Source organism: Nocardia lasii (genome assembly GCF_042658545.1).
Classification (GTDB): Bacteria; Actinomycetota; Actinomycetes; order Mycobacteriales; family Mycobacteriaceae; genus Nocardia; species Nocardia lasii.
In genome coordinates, this window is record NZ_JBHSQN010000005.1 from 129655 (window position 1) to 153989 (window position 24335).

Here is a 24335-nt window from a genome sequence, read left to right on the forward strand (position 1 = left end):
GCCGGGCGCACACGGCGCCGTCTCAGCGGCTCCGGTCGATGATTACTTCGCCGGAATCAACGTACGCTCATTCGGGTCGACACCCGGCGGCATGAACGCCCCATTGTCGGGAATATTCGGCCGCGGCGCGTTGGCCGCACCACGAATCTGCTGGCCAGGGGGCGGATTGGTGCAGTAGTTCCACTTCGGGAACGAACCGTCCTGAACCTTCCAGAAGGGTTCCGGCTTGGTGTCGTACTTGCACACCGGACGCGGCCAGATGTCGATCATCGCGTGGAACTCGTTATCGTGCGCCGGGATGCCGAACGCGCCGATACCCTGGCCCAGCGACGGGAACAGCAGCCGCAGCGCGGGGGCGCGCAGCGTGGCCGCCCTGGTGATGGCGGTCAGGTTGGTCGCCACCGAGGTGATCGGATCACGGTTCTCGTCGAGCACCGCGCCGAGGGCGTTGAACTGGGCGGGCGCCTGCTGCAGCACCTGACGCAGTTCCCCGTCGGCCTTGTTGAACTGATCCAGCAGCGAGCTGGAATTGCGGGTCAACGTGCCGAGGTCGGGCTGGGCCATCGAGGTGGTGTTCATGATGACCTGCAGGTTCTTGATCAGGTTCACCGTCTGCGGGAGCAGATTGTGCAGCCCGGCCACGGCCAGGCTCGCACCCTCGACCAGGCTGCGCAGCTGATCCGGGCCCGCGCTCAACGCGATGTCGAGCTCGTTGAGGATGACCTTGAACTGCTTGGGGTCGACCTGCGACACCAGCAGGGTCGTGTCGTCGAGCACCTCCCACACCGGAACCGGCGTGCGCACCTTGCCATCCTTGTAATTGATGACCGCGCCGTTCTGCAGGTACGGCGCGCTGTCGGTGTTGGGCTTGAAGTCCACGAACTGCTCGCCCGCGGCCGAGAGCGCCTGCACGGTGACCAGCGTGTCGGTCGGCACCTGGAACCGCTTGTCGATACGCACCTGCGCCGCGATCGAGTCGCCGCTGTCGATGATCTCGATCGAGGTGACCTGGCCGATGCGGTACCCGCGCATGGTCACGTCGTTGCCGGCCTGCAGACCGCCGGAGCGGTCCAGCTTCACGGTGACGTTGTAGTTGCGCTGCAACGGGTTGAACCGCATCACATCGACGAGCAGGTAACTGCCGCCGATCAGGAACACCAGCACCAGGGTGCAGTTCGCCAGGAGGAGTTTGTGTTTGAAGATCTTGCTCATCGCTGGCCTCCCAGCCGGCCCTGGACCACGAGCAGCACCTGGACGAACGAGCCGACCATGTCGTTCACGTCCTGCAGGTTGGGCAGCCGCGCGGTGCCCGGTGCGGTGATCACCGGGATATCGAGATTGGTGAGGTTGGCATACGGGATCAGGCCCTTGCCCTTGGTGGTCTGCTCGAGACCAGGGCGCAGGATCTGCAGCTGGTCGAGCACGAACGCGAGACTGTCACCGCTGGTGGCGAGCTGATCGGTCAGCGTGGTGACGCTGTCGAGCAGGGTGCCGAGCTGATCGGTGTTGGTCCGCGCGTAATCGCCCAGTGCCTGCGAGGTGTTCGCCAGGCGGGCCAGCATGTCGGTGAGACCGTGGGTGTTCTCCGCGATCGCGCCGATGGCGTTGGGCAGGGTGTCGGCCACCTGGCCGAGTTCGCCGCGCTTGGAGCTGATGGTGCCCGCGAGGGTGTTGAACTCCGAGAGCACCGAGTCGATCTGGGCGCTGTTGGCGTTCAGGTCGCCGAGCACGCCGGTCAACTCCATGGTCAGGTGACCGAGTTCGCCGCCGTGGCCGCCGAGGATGTCGCCGAGTTCGGTGCCGAGCCTGCTCAGGCTGGCCAGACCGCCACCGTTGAACAGCATCGTCACCGACAGCAGCAGCTGCTCGACGGTCGCGCCGGCGGAGGTGAACTCGCGGGTGATGGTGTCACCGTCGGTGAGCATCGCCCCGCTGGGGTTGGCCGGCTTGACCACCGCGACGAACACGTCGCCCAGTGGGGTCGCCTGGCGCAACTCGGCCACACTGCCCTTGGGCAGCTCGATGTCCTCGCGCACCTGCAGATCGATCACGGCCTGGAAGTTCTTGGTCGTGATGTTGGAGACGACCCCGATATCGGAGCCACCGATCTTGACCTTGGCCTGATCGGGCAGGTTCAGCGCGTTGTCGAACACCGCGTGCAGGGTGTAGGTGTCACCGCCGACGCCCGGCTTGGGCAGCGGCAGCGACTCCACGGTCAGGCCACAGCCCGACACGGCCAGCGAGACCGTGGTCAGGGCCGCGGCGGCCAGCACCGCCTTGGCGCGGCCGGTCTTTCGTATCATCGAGATCATTTCGTCAGTCCCAGCATCGCGGCGGTCAACCCGTAGTCAGGTCCGAAATCCTGCATGTTTCCGGTACGGCAGGCCTCGGCCCGCATCTGCACCCGTTCGCAGAAGGTGATGACGAGCTCGCTCGACAGCGACTCACCGATCACCGCGTGCAGGCGCACGTAGCGGCCGTTGCGGTCGACGGCGTTGCTGAGGTTCTGCATCGTCATCGGCAGCACGTCGGCGATCTCGGTGAGCTCCTTGGAGTTGTCGCGCAGCTGCTGGGTCACCTCGGTGAGCCCGGCCAGCGTGATCGCCAGGTCGGAGCTCTTGTTGCTCAGCGTGCTCGAGGTGTTGGACAGCACCGCGTTGAGGTTGTCCAGGGTGGCCTGCAGGCCGGGGGCCTGCTGGTTGAGCATCGTGGTCATCTGCGTGACCTGATCGCTGAACCCACGCACCGACTGGTCGTTCTCGGCCAGCATGGTGGTGAGGTCGTTGAGCTGGATGATGATGTTGGCGATCGCGTCCTTGTTGTCGGTACCGACCTTCAGGGCGGCCGACAGCGCGTTGAGCGTGTCGCGGATCTTCTCGCCGTTGCCGTTGAGGATCGGGTACAGGGCGCGACCCGACAGCGGGCCGAGACCCTCCTGGCCCGGCTCGGGGCCCAGCGCCTTGGCGAAGCTGTCGATCGTCTCGATCATCTTCTCGAGCTCGATCGGGGTGTGGGTGCGCTGCTCGGGCAGGTGACTGCCCGACTTCAGCTTCTCACCGCCGGTGAAGGGCGGGTTCAGTTCGATGTGGCGGTCGGTGACCACCGAGGGCGAGATGATGGCCGCCTCGACATCGGCGGGCACGTCGACCCCGGCCTCGACGGTCATGTGGATCTCGGAGTACAGCCCCTTCGGCACGATCTTGTCGACGGTGCCGACCTTGATGCCGAGGATCATCACGTCGTTGCCCTCGTACATGCCCGCGGCACTGAGGAAGTCGGCGGTGATCTTGGTCTTGGAACTGAACACATCCCCGACCGGCCCCGGCAGCGAGCAGCTGCCGAGTGCGAGCACAGCAGCGCCCGCGACGAACGATCGTGCTACGCGCGCACGGATTCTCGCGTTCATTGGCATCCTTCTACCAGGTCGACTGCGCACAGCCAGTTGTCGGGGAACAGCCACGGCAGCGCCAGGCCGGCGTAGGGACCGTCACCGGTGGCATTGGCCAGGTAGCGCGCGGTCGGGGCACCGACCGAGAGCAGGGTGTCGAGGTTTTCCTTGTTCTTCTGCAGGCCCTCGGACATGGTCTTGAGGTTGTCGATGGTCTGGGTGAGCTGGTTGTTGTCGTCGGCGCCGAGTTCCTGGAGCTGACGGGTCAGCGTGGCGACGCTGTCGAGCAGCTGACGCAGCAGATCCTGACGCTGCATCACCCGCGCGGCGATGGCCTCACCCTGGGTGATGACCAGCTGCACGCTGTTGCGGTTCTCGCCGAGGATGGTGGTCACCTGGCTGAGGTCCTTGAGCAGCTGATCGACCTCGCCGCGACGACGTTCGATCACCTTGGCGACCGCGCCGACGCTGTCGAGCGCCTGGGCGACCAGCTCGGGGTTGCCGCTGAGCTGGGAGTTGACCGCGTTCAACGAGGCCGCCAGCTTCGCGGTGTCGAGTTCCTGGAACTCGGGGGTACCGCGCTGGATGACGTCGGCGAGGTCGTAGGGGACCGTCGTGTTCGCCAGGTTGATGCGGTCGCCGTCGAGTTCGGGCCCGTCGCCGGGATCGAGTTCGATGTAGCGAGCGCCCAGCAGGGTGGCCATCTTGATGGTGGCGTGCGCGTTCTTCTTGAGCTCGATATCGCCGTCGATGTTCATCGAGATGACCACCTTGGCGCCGTCGAGCCGCGCGCCGCTGACCGTGCCGACACCGACACCGGAGACCGCGACCCGGTCACCGGAGCGGATGCCGGCGGCCTGCGTGAACTCGGCCTCGATCCCCTGCTTGCCGATGCCGAGCAGGGTGAAGACACTGGCCACGATCACCAGCACCGCGGCGACCGCGGTACCGATGACGCCGAGCCAGAAGTTGCGGTTACCGTCGAACCGCTTTCGGAATTTGTTCACCATTACCTGCACACCGCCGACTGTTTGTTTCCGCCGATCTGACTGAAAATGCCCCGTGGGAACAGCACCCCGTAGAGCGTCACGTCCAACCGGCAGAAGCCGGAGTTGGCGTAGGCGCCCTCGGAGGTGACCCGGCCGAAGCCCGCGGCGACCGCGGGCAGGTCGAGCGCGGCCTGGTCGAGTCGAGCGCCGTTGGCGATGAGCACGTTCGTGGCCCCGACCATGGCGTTCTGGGTCTGGGTCAGCTTCGGCTGGATCGCCGCGAGCATGTCGACCACCGAGGCGGTGTTGTCCGACAGTGCCTGGACCGAACTCTGCAGCGACTGCCCCTGCGAGTACAGGCCGCCGATCAGCGCCCTGGTCTGGGTGATCAGCGTTTCGAGCTGGTCACCACGCTTGGCCAGGCCGGTCATGACCGCCGAGAGGTTGACGATCACGTCGGAGAGGATTCCGTCGCGCCGCTGGAAGTCCGAGGCCACCTCGGCGGCCTGCAGGATGAAGGCCGACAGCGAGACGCCGTCGCCCTGCAGGGCCAGCAGCAGGCTCTCCGACATGGCGTTGACCTGCGCGGGCTCGAGCGCCTGGAACATCGGCTGGAAGCCGTTGAGCAGGGCCGAGACGTCGAAGGAGGGCTCGGTGTTGGTGAGCGGGATCGTCGCGCCGGAGCGCAACTGCTCGGAGCTGCCCTCCTTGCCCGGGGCCAGCGCCACATAGCGCTGGCCGATCAGGTTCTGGTAGCGCACCAGCGCCTTGGTGTCGGTGTACACGGCCTGGTCGGCCTGCACGATGAACGACACCTTGGCGTTGTTGTTGTCGTCGAGCTCGATCTTGCTGACCTTGCCGACGCGCACGCCTGCCATGCGGACGTCGTCGCCGGAGCGAAGGCCGAGCACGTCGGTGAAGATCGCGGTGTATTTGCGGGTGTCGCCCGGCACGGCGCGCGCCAGGGTATTCCACACCACCACGGTCACCAGGATGGATACCAGTGCGAAGAGGCTGAATCCGATCAGCGGCTTCTTGATGCTCATCGATCGACCTTGCCTTCGGTCACAGTCAACGTCGAATCCTTGGTGATCGGGCCGTAGAGCAGGTAATCCACCACGGTCGGCGGGCGACCGAGCATCGCGGCGATGGCCGCGTTACCCGTGTAGGAGATCGGCTTGGCACTCGGCGTCGCGGCCTGATCGGTCGCCGCCGCGGGGACGGTCAGACCGGGAATCGCGGGCAGACCGGGGAAGCCGGGCAGACCGGGAATCGTCGGCAGGCCGGGGGCCGCGTCGGGTTCGGTGGTCGGGGAGAAGCCCGGCAGGGTCAGGCCGGGCAGGTTCAGCCCGGGGATCGACACCAGCGGCGCGAGCCCGGCCGCGGAGTCGAGCGCGCGGGGACGAACCTTGTCCGGCATCTCCGCGATGATCGGCTCGGCCGACGCGGTGGCGCAGCTCGGGCCTGCCAGTTCGCCGTAGTGCGGGCAGTCCTGCAGCGCGTACGGGATGTAGGGCGTGCCGAGGGTGATGCCCGCGTTCCACACCTGCTGCTTATTCGGGCCCCAGGTGAAGGTGGTGTTCAGCGCGGCGACGGCCACGCCCATGTCGGTCAGCGACTTGCTGATGCCAGTCGGGTCGTAGGCCAGCGCGCCGAAGACGACGGCGCCGTCGGTGGTGATCTGCTTGCCCGCGTCACCGTTGAGCATGAACAGGTCGTCGAGTCGGACCGTGGTGGCCGAAACGCCGGTGATCACGTCCATCAGGCCCTGGCGGTTGGTCGCGATGGTGTTCGCGGTCTGGACCGACTTGCCGAGCACGTCGAGCAGTTCGGGCGCGGACTCGTTGAGCGCGTGGGCCGCACCGGAGAAGTCGTTCAGGATCCCGGTGAGGTTCGGGCCCGCGTCGGCGACCTGGGTGACCCATTCGTCGAGGCGCTGGATGGTCGAACCCGGAACCCGGCCGCTGCCGTCGAGCGCCTGGGTGAGGGTGCCGAGGACCCGGCCGAACTGCACCGGGTCGATCTGGTCGAGGATCTCGCGCACCGAGGTCAAGGTGTCCTGCAGCGCGATGGTGCCCTTGCTGCGGTCCTCTTCGATGACCGAGCCCGCCTTGAGGAAGGTGGTGTCGGAACCGTTGTAGACCAGCTCCACCGAGGTCACGGCGAACAGGTTGCTCGGCACGACGCGGGCGGTGACGTTGGCCGGGATGTCGTCGGCCAGGTCGGGCTTGAGGTTGATCCGCACGTTCTGGATCGCGCCCTGCTGCTGCACGTCGACGCCGTCGACCGAGCCGACGAGCACGCCGCGGAACTTCACGTCGGCCTCGGAGGGCAGACCGTCGCCGGTGGTGCCGAGCTTGGCGACCACCTTGGTCTTGGGCACGAAGTACCCCTCGTACCTGGCCATCAGGAACGTCAGGATCAGGCCGAGCACGACCAACCCTGCCGCACCGGCCAGGTACAGCTGTTTCATGGTGGGCCCACGCCCACTGGGATCGATGATCATCGCGCCCTTACCCCGATATCCGGATGCCGGGGTCGACGCCCCAGATCGCCAATGTCATGAACAGGTCGGCGAACACGACCAGGATGATGCACATCTTGATCGCGCGGCCCGCGGCCACGCCGACGCCTTCGGGACCCCCCGAGGCGAAAAAGCCGTAGTAGCACTGGATGAACGTCGTGATCATGACGAAGATGATCGCCTTGAGCAGCGAGTACAGCACGTCCGTCGGCACCAGGAACTGATAGAAGTAGTGCGAGTAGGTGCCCGAGGCGGTGCCGCCGATCAGGCCGACCACGAACGCGCACGACAGGTAGGCCATCGCCAGGCCGATGCAGTACAGCGGCACGATCGCCATCACCGCGGCCACCATCCGGGTGCTGACCAGGTAGGGCAGCGGGCGGATGGCCACGGACTCGAGCGCGTCGATCTCCTCGGAGATGCGCATCGCGCCGAGCTGGGCGGTGAATCGACAGCCCGCCTGTGCCGCGAACGCCAGCGCCGCCAGCAGCGGGCCGAGCTCACGGGTGGTGGCGAAGGCCGAGATGGCGCCGGTGATCGGGCTCAACCCGAGCAGGTTCAGCGAGGTGTAGCCCTGCACGGCGACGGTCATGCCGCCGAAGGCGCTGATGATCAGGATGACGCCGATGGTGCCGCCACCGACGACGATGTTGCCGTTGCCCCAGGTGACATCGGAGAGCAGCCGCCAGACTTCCTTCGGGTACTGCTTGAACGCCAACGGAATCGAGCCGATGGAGCGCAGGAAGAAGAAGACCTGGTGACCCAGCCGGGCGAGCAGGCCCGCCGGCGCCTTGCCGACCGCCTTGAGTTGGCGGATCGGCCGCAGTAGCGGGGGTACGTAAGTTGATGACAAGGCTCAGACCACCTGTGGGGGGAATACGGCGGAGTAGATCTGCGTGATCGCCAGATTGACGCCGAGCAGCATGACCATGGAACTGACGACCGCCGAGTTCACGGCGTTGGCGACGCCGCCGGGGCCGCCGCGCGCGTTCAGACCGCAGTCACACGCGATGATCGCGGCGATCAGACCGAACAGCACCGACTTGAGCAGCGCCACCGCGAGGTCGCGGGTGACCGCGAACGAGGCGAAGGTGCTCATGTACGAGCCGGGCGTACCCGCCTGGGCGAAGATGTTGAACATGTAGCCGGTGAGGAAGCCGACGAAGACCACGAAGCCACACAGCAGCACGCTGACCAGCATCGCGGCGCCGAGCCGGGGAGCCACCAGGCGCCGCAGCGGGTCGACGCCCATCACCTTCATGGCGTCGATCTCCTCGCGGATGGTGCGTGAGCCGAGGTCGGCGCAGACCGCCGAACCGACCGCGCCCGCGATCATGATCGAGGTGACCAGTGGGGCACCCTGCTGGATGATGCCGAGGCCGTTGGCCGCGCCGATGAACGAGGTGGCACCGACCTGGCCCGCGACCGCGCCGACCTGGATCGACACGATCACCGCGATCGGGATCGCGACCAGCAGGGTGGGGGCGGCGGCCACGTTGGACATGAACGCGCACTGTCGGACGAACTCGTCGAAGGGAAAGCGCTTGCGGAAGATCGCGACGATCAGCTCCGTGATCGCTTCGAAACCCATCGTGATCTGTCGACCGAAGGTTTCCAGGGACTTCTTCGGGTGGTCGTCCCAAAGGCCCTTCGTCCAGTCGACAGCCTCGCTGACTCGTGAACGTGTGGGCGGACTCTCGGTCGACTGCACTGCTTTTACCCCTCTCGACGCCGGACCCTCAACGCCCCGGCGACTTGTCGCTTGACGCACCTTACTACGGAGTAGCGCAGAACACACCACCGACATGTGAGCGCTGTCATAGTTGGAGGTCACTGTCGGAAACGGCTATGAGTTCCGCCACGACGGACGATACAGCCCGTTTTTGTACTGGTCTGTTGATTGCGTTCGAACGCGTTTCTCCGCATGGTTTCCCAGCCCCAAGGGTCGGGGTAAAGAAATATTGCGGAACCCTGTCATTCATAACGAGGCACTCGTCGAATTATCGGAACAGATCACGCGGCGGACACGAACCACGTATCGCGACACGATTTCAATAGGGCCTCGCTATGACAATGGTCGGCTTTCGCGCGGGCAAACGCGCCGCTGCGAGGGCGCGCCCGGGCACGAATACAGGCACGATAGGCAGAACGTATTGATATCGTGCGAGCTTCCGACATCTGGAGGGACATGTTCAGCAAACTCGCCAGGGCCGCCACCACCGCCCTCGCACTCGCCCTCGGCGCCGTGTTGCTCGGCTCCGGCGCGGCCACTGCGCAACCCGGCCCCCCGGTGCTCGGCGGCGGCTCCGGCATCGTGATCGACGACGCGTTCGAGTGCACCCTCACCACCGTCGGTCACGACGGGGCGGGCCGGCTGGTCGGTCTCACGGCGGGACACTGCGGCGAGGCGGGCTCGACGGTCGCGGCCGAGGTCGATCCCGGCTACGGGCAGGTGGGCCGGTTCGTCTACAGCAATCCCGACCTCGACTACGCGGTCATCGAGTTCACCCCGGGCCGGATCACCCCGGTCAACCACATCGGCAATGTGACCATCACCGGCATCGGCGGCCCGCCGCAGTTCCCGACGGTCGTGTGTAAGGAAGGCCGGACCACCGGCAATACCTGCGGCGTCGCCTGGGGCGATGTGTTCGCCACGCAGATGGAGACGTGGTCGCAGATGTGCGTGGTCGAGGGCGATTCCGGTGCGCCGGTCGTGGTCGGTTCCACGCTGGTGGGGATGGTGAACGCCTACCTGGCGGTGGCCTGCTTCGGCCCCGAGGTGGGCACGAACATGAACTCGATCATGGACGATCTCAACGGGCGCGGCAGCGTGGGCGCGGGGTATCGACCGATCTGACTCTCTGTTCCTGATGTCGAGCGGGCCGCGTGGGTTCTCCCCTGCGCGGCCCGTTTTCTATGTGCGAGGCGCGATGGCCGGTCCCGAAGCGCCCGCGCAGTGCGGCAGGCAGTCGACCCGCGCCGGCTCGGGCGCCCGACGCGGGGTGCGCAGCAGGACCGCCGCGATGACCGCGCCCAACAGCAGCAGCCCGGTGCACCAGCGCATCGCCGTGTCGAACCCCGCCGCGAAGGCGGTCGGGTTGCCGAACGCGCCGGACAGACCCGCCACCCCGGGCAACGCGGCGACGGCGAGCAGCTGCGCGGTGCGGGCGACGGCGTTGTTGACCCCGGAGGCGATGCCTGCCTCCCCCGAGGGCGCGGCGGCCAGGACGGCCCCGGTCAGCGGCGCGACCAGCACCGACAGACCGAGCCCGAACACGAACACCCCGGGCAGCACATCGGTGAGATAGTCGGCGTCGGGCCCGATCCGCTGGAGCGCGAACACCCCGGCCGCGGCCAGCAGCGGGCCGACGGTCATCGGAATCCGTGGCCCGTGCCGCTGGGCCCACCGACCGGCGGGTGCCGAGAGGAACAGCATCAGCAGGGTGATCGGCAGCCCGGCCGCGCCGGAGGCGATCGGCGAATAGCCCGAGACCAGCTGCAATTGCAGGACAAGGAGGAAGAACACGCCCCCGAGCGCCGCGTACACGAGCAGCGTCACCAGATTCGCGGCCGTGAACACCCGCGACCTGAACAGCGCGGGCGGGACCAGCGGATTCGCGCTGCGGATCTCCACCAGTACGAAACACCCCAGCGCGACGAACCCGACGATCACCAGCCACCCGCGCCCGTCGATGAGCCCGAGGGTGAGCGCGCCGAGCGCGAGCGCCACGACCACCGCGCCGGGGATGTCGATGCGGCTCGGCGCGTCGGGATCGCGGCTCTCCGGCACTGTCTTCACCGCGACCACCGCCACCACCAGCGACAACGGCACATTCAGCAGGAAGATGGCCCGCCAGCCGATCAGGTCGATCAGTCCGCCGCCGAGCAGCGGCCCGACCGCGCCCGCCACCCCGCCGAGCCCGGACCACAGCCCGATCGCACTGCCCTGATCGCGCCGATCGATCGAGGCCGAGATCAGCGCCAGACTGCCCGGCGTGAGCAGCGCGCCCGCCACGCCCTGCAACAACCGCGCCGCGACCAGCATCTCGATGTTCACCGCGGCCGCGCACAGTGCCGAGGTGACCCCGAATCCGAGGATGCCCCAGACGAAGACGCGACGACGGCCCAGCCGGTCGCCCAGCGATCCGCCGAGCAGGATGAACGAGGCCAGGGTCAGGGTGTAGCCGTTGACCGTCCACTGCAATCCCGCGACGTCGGTGTGCAGCGATTCGCCGATGCGCGGCAACGCCACCGAGACCACGGTGGCGTCCAGTGACGCCAGCGAGGATCCGAGGATGGTGGCCAGCAGGATCCACCGGCCCGCGGCCGAGTTCAGTCGAACCGTGTTGGGCACGGTTCCAAACTAGACCTGCGGCTACAGGCTCTCGACGCAGACGACGGTGTGGCGTTCCTCGTACTTGAAGCCCGAGTCGGCGACCTGCGGGCAGTCGTCGACGCTGTCGGAGTTCTTGTTGATGCTGATGACCTTCACCGGCTCGGTGCCGCCCTCGGTGCAGTCGATGCGCACGGGTTCCTCGCCGCCCACGTCGAGGCAGCCGCCGATGACCCAGTCGATGTCGAGGCACAGCGCGCCGGTCTCGATGCCGTTGAGGGTCTCGGCGTAGTAGTTGTCGCGGTCGCTGACGCATCCGCTGCTGGTCTTGGCCTTGCCGATGACCTTGTAGTTCGACGCGCGCGACCCGCAGGCGGCCTTCTCGATGGTGGCGTCGTCGACGGTGCCGCCGAGTGCCACGCAGTCACCGATATTGGCCTGGAAGTCGGTCTTGCCCGCCTTGCTCGTGGTCGGCGCGGGTTTGCTCGCAGTGGGCTTGCCGGTGCTCGGCTTGGTGGTGGGGGTCGCGCTGCTGGTGGCGGGGACGACGTCGATCGCCGGTTGGGCGTGACCGTCGATGGTGCCGCCGCAGCCGGTGGCGACGAACGCCGTCACGGTGATGGCGAGCGCGCCGGCGAGCCGACCGAATGGCAAATCTGCAAACACTCACTGTGAATACACCACCGGAGCCACTCGCGTCGACTCCAACCGTGCGCAATCCTCACATTCGTTCCGGCGGCCGGAACTCGCGTGAACCGATCGGCCTCGCGCGCCGTAGTCACGACTATGAGCTCGCTGAATTCCGCGCCCGCCACGCCGCGTCTCTCGGTGCTGCACGGCCTCGCGGCGGGCCGCGATTTCGAGGGCTACCTGCGACGACGCGCCGCGAGCGGCGATCCGTTCGCGGTCGGGTTCCCCGGTTTTCCGCCGGTGCTGTTCACCGGAACGGCCGAGGGGGCGCGCGAGTTGTTCCGATTGCCAGTGGGGTTGATCGAACCGCCGCTGCCCAATCCGATCGAGCCGATGGTCGGGGCGGCCTCGTTGATCCTGAGCACCGGCGCCCGCCACCGCACGGATCGGGCGATGGTGATGCCCGCGCTGCACGGGGCGCGGATGCGCGAACTCGGCTCGGTGATCCGGGAGGCGACCCTGCGCGAGATCCGCGGCGGCACAGCGGGACCGTGGCGACTGGGGACGCGGATCGATTCGCTCGCGGCCGCGCGCACCATCACCCTGCGGGTGATCCTGGCGGCCGTGTTCGGCGCCGAGGTGGACCGGGAGCCCGAATACGGTGGCGTGGTCGAGGATTTCCTGGCCTCGTTCAGCACACCGCTGCTGGTGGCGCCCGTATTACGCAGGGAAATGGGCGGTTTCGGCCCGTGGGCGCGCTTCACCGCCGCCCGCGCGCGCCTGGAGGCGCTGCTGCTCGCCGATATCGCCGCCCGCCGACGCACCGGCCCCGCCGACGGCGACCTGCTCGACCTGCTGCTGGCCATTCGCTACGACGACGGTTCCGCGCTGTCGGACGCCGACCTGTGCGAACACCTGCGCACCCTGCTGGTGGCGGGCCACGAAACCACCGCGACCACCCTCACCTGGGCCCTCTACCACCTGCATCGCGAACCCGGCCTGCTCGCCCGACTGCTCGCCGAACTCCCCGACGCGGGCGCCGATCCGGCCGAACTGACCGGGCTGCCGCTGCTCGACGCGGTCTGCCAGGAGACCCTGCGATTGCACCCCCCTGTTCCTATTGTCTTACGCACCGTGCGCGAACCACTGCGCTGGCACGGCGTCGACCTCGCGGCCGGGGCCACCGTCGGCTTGGCCGTCGGCGTGCTGCACCACCAACCGCGCACCTGGCCCGCCCCGCACCTGTTCCATCCCGACCGCTTCCTCGACCGCAAACCCACCCCGTTCGAGTTCGCCCCGTTCGGCGGCGGGCACCGGCGCTGCATCGGCGCCACCCTGGCCGACTACGAGCTCAGGATCGTGCTGGCTACCTTGCTGACCGAGGTCGGCTTGAGCCTCGAGCCACCCCTGCGAACCGGCGTGCGGCCACGCACCGTGCCGCGCAATCTCGCGACCGCCCCGGATCGAGCGATCCACTTCACACGTACCGCGTGATCTCGCTCACGCCGTGTCGACGAGTCACACCGATGTGCTTCTCGGCTGCTCGGACGCACCGCGATCGACTCGCCGCTGTGAGCGCGGGGTTTGCCCGGCCCCGACGAATAACGAGGCGTTATGTGACCCGCCGCACATAGTTGCCGGTCTGTTATGACTGCTCGGCGTGGCTGGCACCAGCTCACCGGGTGCGGGTAGGAATGGAGGGTCCGGGTCTGGCGGAGTCGTTACCCCACAGAGACCCGATGCGGCCTGAAGCGTCACTGAACACAGCGTCAATGAGTAGATCTCGCGCCGCCGCACGCGGAACGAGAGATGGAATGGACGAGAAACCTATGTACTTCGAGGCAAATCTGCAGCAATCGCACTGGCTGCGCCGGGGCCTGCTGCTGTCGGCGGCCATCGCGGCGACCGGCGCGCTGGTGGCCGTGCCCGCGCAGGCACAGCCGATCCTGCCCTTCGGCCTTGGCTCCGGCTCGAGCGCGCCCGCCGTGGCCGAGCCCGCCCCCGCGGTGGCCCAGTTCGCGCCGCCGAACATCAACATCGCCGACGGCGAGACCGTCGGCGTCGCGCAGCCGATCGTCATCAGCTTCAAGGAGCCGATCGAGGACCGCGCGGCCGCCGAGCGGGCCATCAAGGTCACCTCGAGCGCCAACGCGCCCGGCCACTTCTACTGGACCTCGAGCAAGCAGGTCCGCTGGAAGCCGTATGAGTTCTGGCCCGCCAACACCGACGTGACCGTGGTCGCCGGCGGCACCTCCAGCTCGTTCCACATCGGCGACGCGTTCGTGGCCACCGTGGACGACGCCACCAAGATGATCGTGGTGACCCGCAACGGCGAGGTCGTGCGCGAGATGCCGACCTCGCTGGGCAAGCCCGGCTACGAGACCCCCAACGGCACCTACATCGTGGGGGAGCGGCTCGAGAAGATGACGATGGACTCGTCCACCTACGGCGTGCCCGTCACCGACCCCGAGGGCTACAAGCTCGAGGTCGAATACGCGACGCGGCTGTCCAACAGCGGCATCTTCATCCACGCCGCCCCGTGGTCGGTCGGCCAGCAGGGCTACTCCAACGCCAGCCACGGCTGCCTCAATGTGAGCACCGCCGACGGCAAGTGGTTCCTGGAGAACTCGCGCCGCGGCGACGCGGTCGTGGTCACCGGCACCCAGGGCGGCACCCTGAGCTCCGGCGACGGCCTGGGCGACTGGAACTGATAGCGGAAAACCCCGCAGCCTGAACAAAACCCGAACAATACGATCTTTGCCGGTCGTACTGTTCGGGTTTTTGCTGTACTCGCCAGTGTGTGCCCGTTGTTCAGGAAATCGGCGGACAGGGTTAACCGACGGTTCGCCATGCACCGTAAAGCTGCCGCGGTGCGAAAGAGTCCGGAGCGGGTGCTCCCCGGGAGAAAACGGCCGTGGACAGACTATGCCCTGTTCACGGTGCTGGTGGTCCCGAACCTCGCGCTGCTGACGCTGTTCGTCTATCGCCCACTGGCCGACAACATCCGGCTATCGTTCACCGACTGGAACATCGCCGACCCGGTGGCCAATTCGGTGGGGTTCGACAATTACATCGAATGGTGGCAACGCGACGATTCGTGGAAAGTTGTCAGTAATACGCTGATCTTCACCGTGGCCGCGGTCGTGGTGAGCATGGCGCTCGGTCTCGCGCTGGCCATGCTGTTGGATCGTAAATTGTTCGGGCGCAATGTCGTTCGCTCCGCGCTGTTCGCGCCGTTCGTCATCTCGGGCGCGGCGATCGGCGTGGCTTTCCAATTCATCTTCGATCCGAGTTTCGGTCTGGTACAAGACCTCGCGCACCGACTCGGTGTGGAGAATGTGCCGAATTTCTATCAGGACCCCGACTGGGCCCTGTTCATGGTGACGATCACCTACATCTGGAAGAACCTCGGCTACGCCTTCGTGATCTACCTGGCCGCCCTGCAGGGCGTGCGCGCGGAATTGCTCGAGGCCGCCGAGATGGACGGCGCGAGCAGCTGGACCCGGTTCACCAAAGTCCTGCTGCCCCAACTGCGTCCGACGACGTTCTTCCTGTCGATCACGGTGCTGCTGAACTCGCTGCAGGTCTTCGACATCATCAACGTGATGACGCGCGGCGGCCCGCTCGGCAACGGCACCACCACCATGGTCTTCCAGGTGTACGAGGAGTCGTTCCGCAACTTCCGGGCCGGTTACGGCGCCACCGTCGCCACGATCATGTTCCTGGTCCTGCTGGTGGTCACGTTGGTTCAGGTGCGTGTGATGGATCGAGGCGAACGATGAAACATGTAGGCCCTGAGACCCTTTCGTACAAGCGACGCGAACGCGCGGTGACCCTGCTCGGCTACGCGGCCATGGTGTGCGTGCTGATCATCATCGGCGTCCCGCTGTTCTGGATCCTGATCACCTCGTTCAAGGATCGCTCCGAGATCTACACCCAGCCCGCGGTCTACTGGCCCTCCACCTGGCATCCGGAGAACTACAGCCACGCCACCACCACCGTCCCGTTCTGGACCTTCCTGCGCAACTCGCTCATCGTCACCGGCATCGTCTCGGCGGTGAAGTTCGCGCTCGGCGTGTTCAGCGCCTACGGCCTGGTGTTCCTGCGCTTCCCCGGCAAGAACATCGTGTTCCTGGTGATCATCGCGGCGCTGATGGTGCCCAACCAGATCACGGTGATCTCCAACTACGCCTTCATCGCCCAACTCGGCTGGCGAAACACCTTCCAGGGCATCATCATTCCGCTCTGCGGCGTCGCCTTCGGCACCTTCCTGATGCGCAACCACTTCCTGTCGCTGCCCGCCGAGGTGATCGAGGCGGCGCGCATGGACGGTGCCAACTGGTGGCGGCTGCTCACCCGCGTCGTGCTGCCCATGTCGGGCCCGACGATGGTGGCGTTCGCGGTGGTGACCCTGGTCAACGAGTGGAACGAATACCTCTGGCCGTTCCTCATGGCCGATTCCGCCGATGTCGCCACCCTGCCGGTGGGCCTGACCCTGCTGCAGAACACCGAGAACCCCAGCGTCACCAACTGGGGGCCGGTGATGGCGGGGACCGTGCTCACCATGCTGCCGATTCTGCTCGTCTTCCTCGCCCTACAACGTCACATGATCAAAGGCCTCACCTCCGGTGCGGTCAAAGGTTGATTCTCGAACGGAGTTCCACGTGTCCACTTCACGATTCCCGGCGCTGAACCGCCGCGGCTTCCTCGGCCTCACCGGTGGCGCCGCCGCCGCGCTGGCACTGACCGCCTGCGCCGGTACCGGCGGCGGATCCGGTGATTCCGGTGACGCGAGCACCATCACCTTCTGGTCCAACCACCCCGGCACCTCCAAGGAGCTGGAGCTGGAACTGATCAACCGGTTCCAGGCCAAGCACCCCGACCTGAAGGTGAACCTGGTCGACGCGGGCAAGAACTACGAGGAGGTGGCGCAGAAGTTCAACGCCGCGCTCACCGGCGGCGAACTGCCCGATGTTGTTGTGCTGTCGGATGTCTGGTGGTTCAACTACGCGCTGAGCAAGGCCATCGAACCGCTCGACGGCCACTTCGGTGCCGCCGGGGTGAAGCTCGACGACTACGTCGACTCCCTTGCCGCCGACTACCTGTTCGACGGCAAGCACTACGCGCTGCCGTACGCCCGCTCGACCCCGCTGTTCTACTACAACAAGGACGTCTGGGCGAAGGCCGGCCTGCCCGACCGCGGCCCGAACTCCTGGCAGGAATTCGACGAGTGGGGCCCCAAGATCCAGTCCGTGGTCGGCGGCGACAAGTTCGCCCACGCCTGGGGTGACGCCAAGAACTACCTCGGCTGGACCTTCCAGGGCCCGAACTGGACCTTCGGCGGCGCCTACTCCGACAAGTGGACCCTCAAGTTCACCGATCCGGGCTCGATCGCGGCGGCCACCTACCTGCGCGAATCCATCAACGTGAAGAAGTACGCCGCCATCCGCCCGCAGATCGCGGTCGATTTCGGCACCGGCGTGGCCGCCTCCACCATCGCCTCCACCGGCGACCTCAAGGGCATCCTCAAGAACTCCACCGGCAACTTCGAACTCGGCACCGCCTTCCTGCCGCACCCCAACGGCCCCGGCGTCACCACCGGCGGCGCGGGCCTCGCCGTGCCCTCGCGGATCTCCGATGAGCGAAAGGTCAACGCGCTCAAGTTCATCGAGTTCATCACCAACGCCGCCAACACCGCGTACTTCACCCAGAACACGGGCTACATGCCGGTGCGCAAGTCCGCGGTCACCGACCCATCCGAGATCGACTTCCTGGCCAAGAACCCGAACTCCAAGGTCGCCATCGACCAGCTCTCGGTGGCCAAGTCGCAGGACTACGCCCGCGTGTTCGTGCCCGGCGCCGACCAGATCATCGGCACCGGCTACGAGCAGATCGGCCTCCAGAACGCCGACCCCGCAACGGTTCTGGCCAAGGTCGCCGCCGACGTGCAGGCGATCATCGACCGGCAGATCACGCCCAAGCTGCCCAAGTAATTCACCCGCGGGCCGGTGGTACTCGTGCCACCGGCCCGTTCTCATTCGTGTGTCTGTAGGAGTGATTCGCCATGGCGACAGTGCAGTTCGACGGTGTGACCCACCGCTACCCCGGTGCCGACGCCCCCGCTGTCGACGCACTCGACATCGACATCGCCGACGGCGAGTTCCTGGTCCTGGTCGGGCCCTCCGGCTGCGGCAAGTCCACGAGCCTGCGAATGCTCGCCGGACTGGAATCCGTTGAATCAGGCACGATTCGGATCGGCGAACGCGACGTGACCGACCTGCCGCCCCGGGCGCGCGACGTGGCGATGGTGTTCCAGAGCTACGCGCTGTACCCGAACATGACCGTGGCCGAGAACATGGGGTTCGCGCTGCGCAACGCGGGAATGTCGAAGTCCGACACGCTCGTTCGCGTGCGCGAGGCCGCCGCCATGCTCGAACTCGAACCGCTGCTCGACCGCAAACCCGCCAAGCTGTCCGGCGGCCAACGCCAACGCGTCGCCATGGGCCGCGCGATCGTGCGCCGCCCCCAGGTCTTCTGCATGGACGAGCCGCTGTCCAATCTCGATGCGAAGCTTCGTGTTTCGACCCGCTCCCAGATCGCCGCCCTGCAACAGCGCCTCGGCACCACCACCGTCTACGTCACCCACGACCAGGTCGAGGCCATGACGATGGGCCACCGCGTCGCCGTCCTGCGCGAGGGCACCCTCCAGCAGATCGCCTCTCCCCGCGAGCTCTACGACAACCCCGTCAACACCTTCGTCGCCGGCTTCATCGGCTCCCCCGGCATGAACCTGCTCGAGGCCCCCGTCGTCGACGGCGCGGCAGTCCTCGACGGCGTCCGAATCCCCTTGCCACACAAGGCTTCCGGCCCCCGCGTAGTCCTCGGCATCCGCCCCGAATCCTGGGAAGTCACCACCGACCCCACCTCCCTGCCCGTCGTCACCGAACTCCTCGAGGAACTCGGCGCCGAATCCTTCGTCTACACCCACGGCGCGGGCACCGACTGGTCCACCCGCTCCGGCAAAATCGTCGTCCGCGTAGACCGCCGCTTCCACACCACCCTCGGCCAAACCCTGCACCTGCGCCCCAAGCCCGACGAAATCTTCTTCTTCGACGCGGAAACGGACCTGCGGATTCGCTAGGACAGTGCCTCCACCATTCAGCGGACTACCCGGACCTCGACATCGACCTTGGCTTGTTCGGCGGCTTCGGCGAGCCGCACATCGCAGGTCACCAGCGGCGACTCGTTCTCGGCGGCCACCACCAGGTAGGCCGCGTCGTAGGAGGACACGTTGTGGCTCAGCGCCCACATTCGCGCCAAGAGGGCGCTGTCCACGCCGATGTACTCGATGCCTGAATACGCGAGTGCGCGGAATGCCTCGTTCGCGTCGTCCTGGCTGGTATACCGCGAGAGCACGGCCTTGCGAAGCGTTCGGACGACCTCGAGCGGAAGGTGGGACGGGGCGACCCAGTCGGTGTCTTTGCCGAGTTCGAGTCTCGCGCGCTGTCCGAACTCGTTCTGCCACAACAGGGCCGCGCACATCGCGGACGCGTCGACAACGAGCACGGGCTAGTCCCGTCCGCTCCGGATGAACTCCACCATCTCGTCCGCAGGCATCGTCGTGCCGCGCTGGATGTGTATATCCTCGAACAGCCGCTTGTTGCGCTCACGGCGGTACTCCTGTTCCAGGAGTCCGCGCAGGTACTGCTGGGTGGATTGCCCGCGCTCGGCCGCCCGCTTGGCAAGCACGTCACGGACCTCTTCGGGAACATCCTTGATCTGGATCGCGACAGCCATACCCCAGAACAACATGCTCATGACATGCTCATGCGTCGCCGGATCTGCGGCCAGTCGCTAGGACAGCGCCGCCACCGTGCGACGGCCGATCGCGGCGAGGATGTCAGTGGCCGCATAGAAACGTTCGTAAAGTACAGCAACCGTGCACTTACTATACTTTGGTGTGCACAAGCTATAGCCGTGAGGAACCCCGGGAAAAGTCGCCGCTGATCTCTTCGCGGGCTGACCTGCGCGAAGCACGCCACCGAGCTGCGACGATCGCCGAAATCCCCCGTTAGCCAATGTGTTACTCTCGCAGCACAAGTCAGGCCCCACAGGAGGTAGCAACTCCCGTGAGGCCCTGGGCGAGGAACTGAGACACCAGTCCGACGCCGTAGGCGAGAAGCCTACCGCATTCGGCTATTCAGCCACCTTCCCCCGCTTGCCGCTGTGCGCCCGAGCGAGCACCACGGGCGATGCGCCTCACCCGCGCAGTCGTCGCCCGTCAGAGGGGCAACTGCGCCAATTCCGATGAGGCAGAGCCGCGCGTAAAGGCGGACTCGGAGCGCTCCCGCGTGGTCGCGGGACGGCCGTCGGACGACACCCGGGTTCCCCGCGCACTGCGTCCAACGGCAGGACTCTGCCCAACACCCCAGTCCCGAGGACCGGCCGACCAATACCCGGCGTCCTGTGCGAACCAACCGAGACGAAACGACCGACTGACCGGCGGACCCATCCGGGCGCACCTAGTACCCGCGGTACTGGGGTACCCCTGCCCTCCCGCCACTTCCCTTCCCTCCCAGCGGATCTACCACAACCATTGCGAGACAGGAGTTTTCAACAATGCCGAAAGGTACGTTCAACAGCCACGACATCTACGCCCGCGAAGTACTTTCCCACCCCGCCAACGCCGCCAGCGAACTCCGCGACATCCTCGACCCCGAACTCGTCGCCCACCTCGACCTCGACAACCTGCGCCTGGAATCGACCAGCTTCATCACCGAGGACCAGCGCGCCGAATACGGCGACATCCTGTACAAGACCACCCTCAACCAGCGCCCCGCCTACATCTACATCCTCATCGAGCACCAAACCAAGAACGACCCGCTCATGGCCTACCGGCTCCTCAGTTACATGGTCCACATCTGGCGCCGCTACCTCGACGACCACCCACGCGCCACCACCCTGCCCGCCATCATCCCGCTCATCGTCCACAGCTCCCGCAGTCGACGCCGGTGGACGGCACCCACTCAATTCGCCGATCTCATCAAGGCCGACGACCCCACCCGCACGCTGCTCACCAGCGTGATCCCGCACTTCGAATACCTGGTCGACGATGTTTCACCCCTGACCATCGACCAGCTGCGCGCCCGCCCCCTCAACGAACCACTGATGTTGATGCTGTTCATGCAGAAAATCGTCGGCCGCAATCCCGACGTCGTCTCCGATATGATGGCCAATGTCGACCTGTTCGAGCAGATCCTGCACAGCCCAGACGGCGCACGACTGCTCGCCCAGGCCTTCAACTACCTGTTCACACTCAAACAAGGCGACCACACCAGCCTGCAACCGCTGACCAGCAAACTCGGCCCCAAGGCAGAGGAGATCATCGTGACAATCGCCGAAACCCTCCGCAACGAGGGCCGGACCGAAGGCCGAACCGAAGGCCGGACCGAGGGTGTGTCAGAAACGCTGATTTCGCTGCTCACGCTCAAGTTCGGCACCCTCGAAGCCAGCGACCGCGCCCGCGTCGAGCACGCCCCCATGGAACAACTGCGCACCTGGTGCGACCGCATCCTCACCGCCGACTCAGTAGTCGAAGTCCTTCGCTGAAAACCGCCGGAAACGCCCCGTGAGCACGGCGGTCGCACTCACGGGGCGTAGATGGTCACATTGCCTTGGGTGCCGGCAGTCCAGGCTCTCGCGGTCCATCTCTGCCGTGTTCGACCAGGAGAACAACAGCCGGTAGCGCGAACTCACTCACCGACATCCTGCGCTGAGCAGCACCTGATCTCCCGCCGCCCAGTGTGCGGTCGGTGGCTCCTACACAGGAATCCATGATGGCCACCACGGCGGAACATTGTCCGGTGGACAGATCGGCGCCGGGTAGTGGCCGCCGGGATTGTGCCGCCACGAAAAGATCAACCAAACTGCGAACAGTGACACCAGGATTGCGAAAATAACTCCACCTGCACGAGACCATTGCCCCTGACGGAGAGTGGATCGCAATATCAGGAGCCATGCCGCGAACAATGGAAAGAAAACAAGCGGCAGGTCGAATAATGCCAGTCCAATAGTGCTCGAGCCAACGTTCACACCGACTTCGCAAGTGGCCCATGAATTGGCTACCAGCGCTCCACCGGCGAGGGTTGCCAGGGCGCTGACCACGAACGATACCAACCAATACGTCCCAGAAAATTTGCGAACGGCTGCTGCGTCAACAGTTTCGGGCACTTCGTCCTCCGTATCCCTGTGACCTCGTCCCCATCACAACCCGATACTCGGATTAGGTGGGACTGTAAGAACAAGGGTGTAACTCCAAACAAGGAGTAGCACTTCATGACTGATGTGATGTTGGCCGACCTGGCCGATACTGGCGAGGTGGCGAAACGTAAGGAACGCGACTCGGTAGTCGATGCCGACCTGGTCGGGCAGCTGGTGGCCCAAGCCCGCGATAGCGGGCTGCAACTCACCGGCGAAGGCGGGCTGCTGGCGCAATTGACCAAACTGGTCGTCGAGTCCGCACTCGAAGGCGAGATCACCGACCACCTCGGCTACGAACACAGCGACCCCGCGGGACGGGGAACCGGGAACTCCCGCAACGGAACCCGATCCAAGACCGTGGTCACCGATGTCGGCCCGGTCGAGATCGACGTACCTCGCGACCGTGACGGCAGTTTCGAGCCGCAACTGGTGCGTAAACGCCAACGCCGCCTCGAAGGGGTCGAGAACATGGTGTTATCACTGTCGGCGAAGGGCCTGACCCACGGAGAAATCTGCGCTCACCTGCAACAGGTGTATGGCGTGGAGGTGTCCAAACAGACCATCACCACGATCACCGACAAAGTCATCGACGGGATGACCGAATGGCAGAACCGGCCCCTGGACCCGGTCTATCCCGTCGTGTTCCTCGACGCGATCCACGTCAAAATCCGTGACGGCAAAGTCGCCAACCGGCCGATCTATGTGGCGTTGGCGGTCACCGTCGAAGGCCGCCGCGACATCCTCGGCTTGTGGGCCGGCGACGGAGGTGAAGGGGCGAAATTCTGGTTGCAGGTGCTGACCGAGCTGCGTAACCGCGGCGTCGAAGACGTGCTGATGTGCGTGTGCGACGGGCTCAAAGGCTTCCCTGACGCGATCAACCAGGTATGGCCGGCCACGGTGGTGCAAACCTGCGTGGTGCATCTGCTGCGCGCGTCGTTTCGCTACGCGGGACGCCAGGACTGGGACGCGATCGCCAAAGCATTGAAGCCGGTGTATACCGCGCCGACGGAATCAGCAGCGCTGGAACGGTTTTACGAGTTCGTCGAGGTGTGGGGCACCAAGTATCCGGCGATCGTGCGGATGTGGGAGAACGCGTGGGCCGAGTTCACCCCGTTCCTTGCCTTCGATGTCGAGATCCGCAAAGTCGTCTGCACGACCAACGCGATCGAGTCGGTCAACGCCCGTATCCGCAAGGCCGTGCGTGCTCGTGGGCACTTCCCGAACGAGCAAGCCGCGCTCAAATGCATCTACATGGCGATCATGAGTCTCGACCCGACCGGCACGGGTCAGCGGAAGTGGGTGATGCGGTGGAAAGCGGCACTCAACGCGTTCGACATCGCCTTCGACGGACGCTTGACCGCTAACCGAGATTAGAAGTCTGACAACAAGTTACACCGTTATCTTGACAGACCCGATTAGGTGAGAGTAGTGGCGTGGGTGGTGGCTGCTGCTACGACATCGGCAATTGGCTGGGAGAAGGTGGGGCCGTGGCCGGGGAGAAGGAGGTCGGCGGGGAGGAGGGCCAGGGGCGTGAGGGCCGCGAGGGTTTCTTCGGTGTTGTGGTTGAAGAAGCGGGGGAGTAGTTGGGGGCCTTGGTGTTTGGAGGTGGGGTGGGCGGTGACGAGGGTGTCGCCGGTGGCTATTGCGCCTGCTTGGGGGAGGTGGAAGGCGGAGTGGCCGGAGGTGTGGCCGGGGGTGGGGATGGGGGTGGGGGCGCCGGGGAGGTCGAGGGGGCCTTCGGTGGGGAAGGGGTGGATGTGGGGGACCGGGTTTTTGCGGAGGCCGCCCGCGCGGGTGATGCGGAGGGCCCAGCAGCAGGTGGAGTAGTCGCCCAGGCGTTTGATGACATCCAAAGGTGTTGCGGATTCGTGGAATTCGCCCTTGGCGTGGCCTACCTCGGTGGGGCTGGTGTAGGCGGGGATGCCGTAGCGGGTGTGGAGGTGGTTGAGGGCGCCGACGTGGTCGAGGTGGGCGTGGGTGAGCAGGGCGGCTTGGATGTCCTGGGGTTTGTGGCCCAGCGCCTCGACGGTGTGCTCGATGATTCCGGCGTCGCCGTACCAACCCGCGTCGATCAGGGTGAGGTCGCGGCCCTCGCGCAGGAGGAACATGTTCACGTCGGTGCCGCGGATGACGAACACCTCGTCGGCTACCTGCTCATAACGCACTGACCTACCCCCTTCACGGACAACGTGGTCCGACCCTACCGACGCG

Annotated in this window: 22 protein-coding genes; 9 read left to right on the top strand and 13 right to left on the bottom strand. The window is 66.1% G+C overall.

Annotated elements, in window-relative coordinates; genetic code table 11:
- Positions 1 to 42 precede the first annotated feature (42 nt).
- Genes ACFP3H_RS11065 through ACFP3H_RS11100 form a run of 8 tightly spaced genes read right to left on the bottom strand, consistent with a single transcriptional unit; the run spans position 43 to position 8612 of the window.
- Positions 43 to 1212 carry an MlaD family protein gene (locus ACFP3H_RS11065; protein WP_378603538.1) on the bottom strand — a complete coding sequence of 390 codons (1170 nt, stop codon included), beginning with the start codon at positions 1210 to 1212 and terminating at the stop codon, positions 43 to 45.
- The gene (locus ACFP3H_RS11070; RefSeq protein WP_378603541.1) at positions 1209 to 2303 is read right to left on the bottom strand and encodes an MCE family protein; all 1095 of its coding nucleotides are present in this window, start codon (positions 2301 to 2303) and stop codon (positions 1209 to 1211) included. Before ACFP3H_RS11070 ends, ACFP3H_RS11065 begins: the two co-directional genes overlap by 4 nt.
- 5 nt (positions 2304 to 2308) lie before the next feature.
- Positions 2309 to 3406 (bottom strand): MCE family protein, encoded by a 1098-nt coding sequence (locus ACFP3H_RS11075; protein WP_378603544.1) that lies wholly within the window; start codon positions 3404 to 3406, stop codon positions 2309 to 2311.
- Positions 3403 to 4398, bottom strand: a complete 996-nt coding sequence (locus ACFP3H_RS11080) for an MCE family protein (protein WP_378603547.1) — start codon at positions 4396 to 4398, stop codon at positions 3403 to 3405. The genes ACFP3H_RS11075 and ACFP3H_RS11080 overlap by 4 nt, the downstream gene beginning before the upstream one ends.
- On the bottom strand, positions 4398 to 5423 hold the full coding sequence (locus ACFP3H_RS11085; RefSeq protein ID WP_378603550.1) for an MCE family protein: 1026 nt from the start codon (positions 5421 to 5423) through the stop codon (positions 4398 to 4400). The genes ACFP3H_RS11080 and ACFP3H_RS11085 overlap by 1 nt, the downstream gene beginning before the upstream one ends.
- Positions 5420 to 6883: an MlaD family protein gene (locus tag ACFP3H_RS11090; RefSeq protein WP_378603553.1), complete on the bottom strand. Its 1464-nt coding sequence runs from the start codon at positions 6881 to 6883 to the stop codon at positions 5420 to 5422. The genes ACFP3H_RS11085 and ACFP3H_RS11090 overlap by 4 nt, the downstream gene beginning before the upstream one ends.
- A 7-nt stretch (positions 6884 to 6890) precedes the next feature.
- On the bottom strand, positions 6891 to 7754 hold the full coding sequence (locus ACFP3H_RS11095; RefSeq protein WP_378603556.1) for an MlaE family ABC transporter permease: 864 nt from the start codon (positions 7752 to 7754) through the stop codon (positions 6891 to 6893).
- Between the two features lie 3 nt (positions 7755 to 7757).
- The gene (locus tag ACFP3H_RS11100) at positions 7758 to 8612 is read right to left on the bottom strand and encodes an MlaE family ABC transporter permease (protein WP_378603559.1); all 855 of its coding nucleotides are present in this window, start codon (positions 8610 to 8612) and stop codon (positions 7758 to 7760) included.
- A gap of 477 nt (positions 8613 to 9089) precedes the next feature.
- Between ACFP3H_RS11100 and ACFP3H_RS11105 the strand changes: the two genes are divergently transcribed.
- On the top strand, positions 9090 to 9758 hold the full coding sequence (locus tag ACFP3H_RS11105; RefSeq protein ID WP_378603562.1) for a S1 family peptidase: 669 nt from the start codon (positions 9090 to 9092) through the stop codon (positions 9756 to 9758).
- 57 nt (positions 9759 to 9815) lie between these two features.
- Here ACFP3H_RS11105 and ACFP3H_RS11110 read toward each other — a convergent pair whose 3' ends face one another.
- Together ACFP3H_RS11110 and lppU are read right to left on the bottom strand one after the other, a co-directional pair.
- Positions 9816 to 11255 (bottom strand): MFS transporter, encoded by a 1440-nt coding sequence (locus tag ACFP3H_RS11110; protein WP_378603565.1) that lies wholly within the window; start codon positions 11253 to 11255, stop codon positions 9816 to 9818.
- A 21-nt stretch (positions 11256 to 11276) separates the two neighbouring features.
- Complete coding sequence (gene lppU / locus ACFP3H_RS11115; protein ID WP_378603568.1) at positions 11277 to 11900, bottom strand: LppU family putative lipoprotein; 624 nt, start codon at positions 11898 to 11900, stop codon at positions 11277 to 11279.
- Positions 11901 to 12020: 120 nt separating this feature from the next.
- On the opposite strand from lppU, the gene ACFP3H_RS11120 reads away from it, so the two are divergent.
- The 6 genes from ACFP3H_RS11120 (at position 12021) to ACFP3H_RS11145 (ending at position 19005) form a co-directional block, all read left to right on the top strand.
- The gene (locus tag ACFP3H_RS11120; protein WP_378603571.1) at positions 12021 to 13358 is read left to right on the top strand and encodes a cytochrome P450; all 1338 of its coding nucleotides are present in this window, start codon (positions 12021 to 12023) and stop codon (positions 13356 to 13358) included.
- Positions 13359 to 13678: 320 nt separating this feature from the next.
- On the top strand, positions 13679 to 14575 hold the full coding sequence (locus ACFP3H_RS11125; RefSeq protein ID WP_378603574.1) for a L,D-transpeptidase: 897 nt from the start codon (positions 13679 to 13681) through the stop codon (positions 14573 to 14575).
- A 159-nt stretch (positions 14576 to 14734) separates the two neighbouring features.
- The gene (locus tag ACFP3H_RS11130) at positions 14735 to 15646 is read left to right on the top strand and encodes a carbohydrate ABC transporter permease (protein ID WP_378603577.1); all 912 of its coding nucleotides are present in this window, start codon (positions 14735 to 14737) and stop codon (positions 15644 to 15646) included.
- Positions 15643 to 16509, top strand: a complete 867-nt coding sequence (locus ACFP3H_RS11135) for a carbohydrate ABC transporter permease (RefSeq protein ID WP_378603580.1) — start codon at positions 15643 to 15645, stop codon at positions 16507 to 16509. Before ACFP3H_RS11130 ends, ACFP3H_RS11135 begins: the two co-directional genes overlap by 4 nt.
- A gap of 19 nt (positions 16510 to 16528) precedes the next feature.
- Complete coding sequence (locus ACFP3H_RS11140; RefSeq protein ID WP_378603583.1) at positions 16529 to 17857, top strand: ABC transporter substrate-binding protein; 1329 nt, start codon at positions 16529 to 16531, stop codon at positions 17855 to 17857.
- A gap of 71 nt (positions 17858 to 17928) precedes the next feature.
- Positions 17929 to 19005, top strand: a complete 1077-nt coding sequence (locus ACFP3H_RS11145) for an ABC transporter ATP-binding protein (RefSeq protein WP_378603586.1) — start codon at positions 17929 to 17931, stop codon at positions 19003 to 19005.
- Positions 19006 to 19022: 17 nt separating this feature from the next.
- On the opposite strand, the gene ACFP3H_RS11150 is transcribed toward ACFP3H_RS11145, so the two are convergent.
- Both ACFP3H_RS11150 and ACFP3H_RS11155 read right to left on the bottom strand, forming a co-directional pair.
- Positions 19023 to 19430 (bottom strand): type II toxin-antitoxin system VapC family toxin, encoded by a 408-nt coding sequence (locus ACFP3H_RS11150; RefSeq protein ID WP_378603589.1) that lies wholly within the window; start codon positions 19428 to 19430, stop codon positions 19023 to 19025.
- 3 nt (positions 19431 to 19433) lie between these two features.
- Positions 19434 to 19682 (bottom strand): FitA-like ribbon-helix-helix domain-containing protein, encoded by a 249-nt coding sequence (locus ACFP3H_RS11155; protein ID WP_378603592.1) that lies wholly within the window; start codon positions 19680 to 19682, stop codon positions 19434 to 19436.
- Between the two features lie 801 nt (positions 19683 to 20483).
- On the opposite strand from ACFP3H_RS11155, the gene ACFP3H_RS11160 reads away from it, so the two are divergent.
- Both ACFP3H_RS11160 and ACFP3H_RS11165 read left to right on the top strand, forming a co-directional pair.
- Positions 20484 to 21473: an Rpn family recombination-promoting nuclease/putative transposase gene (locus ACFP3H_RS11160; protein ID WP_378603595.1), complete on the top strand. Its 990-nt coding sequence runs from the start codon at positions 20484 to 20486 to the stop codon at positions 21471 to 21473.
- Positions 21474 to 22211: 738 nt separating this feature from the next.
- Positions 22212 to 23498, top strand: coding sequence for an IS256 family transposase (locus tag ACFP3H_RS11165; RefSeq protein ID WP_378603715.1), 1287 nt, complete (start codon positions 22212 to 22214; stop codon positions 23496 to 23498).
- A gap of 41 nt (positions 23499 to 23539) precedes the next feature.
- Here the strand turns inward: ACFP3H_RS11165 and ACFP3H_RS11170 are convergent, their stop codons facing one another.
- Positions 23540 to 24289, bottom strand: coding sequence for an MBL fold metallo-hydrolase (locus ACFP3H_RS11170; RefSeq protein ID WP_378603598.1), 750 nt, complete (start codon positions 24287 to 24289; stop codon positions 23540 to 23542).
- Positions 24290 to 24335 lie beyond the last annotated feature (46 nt).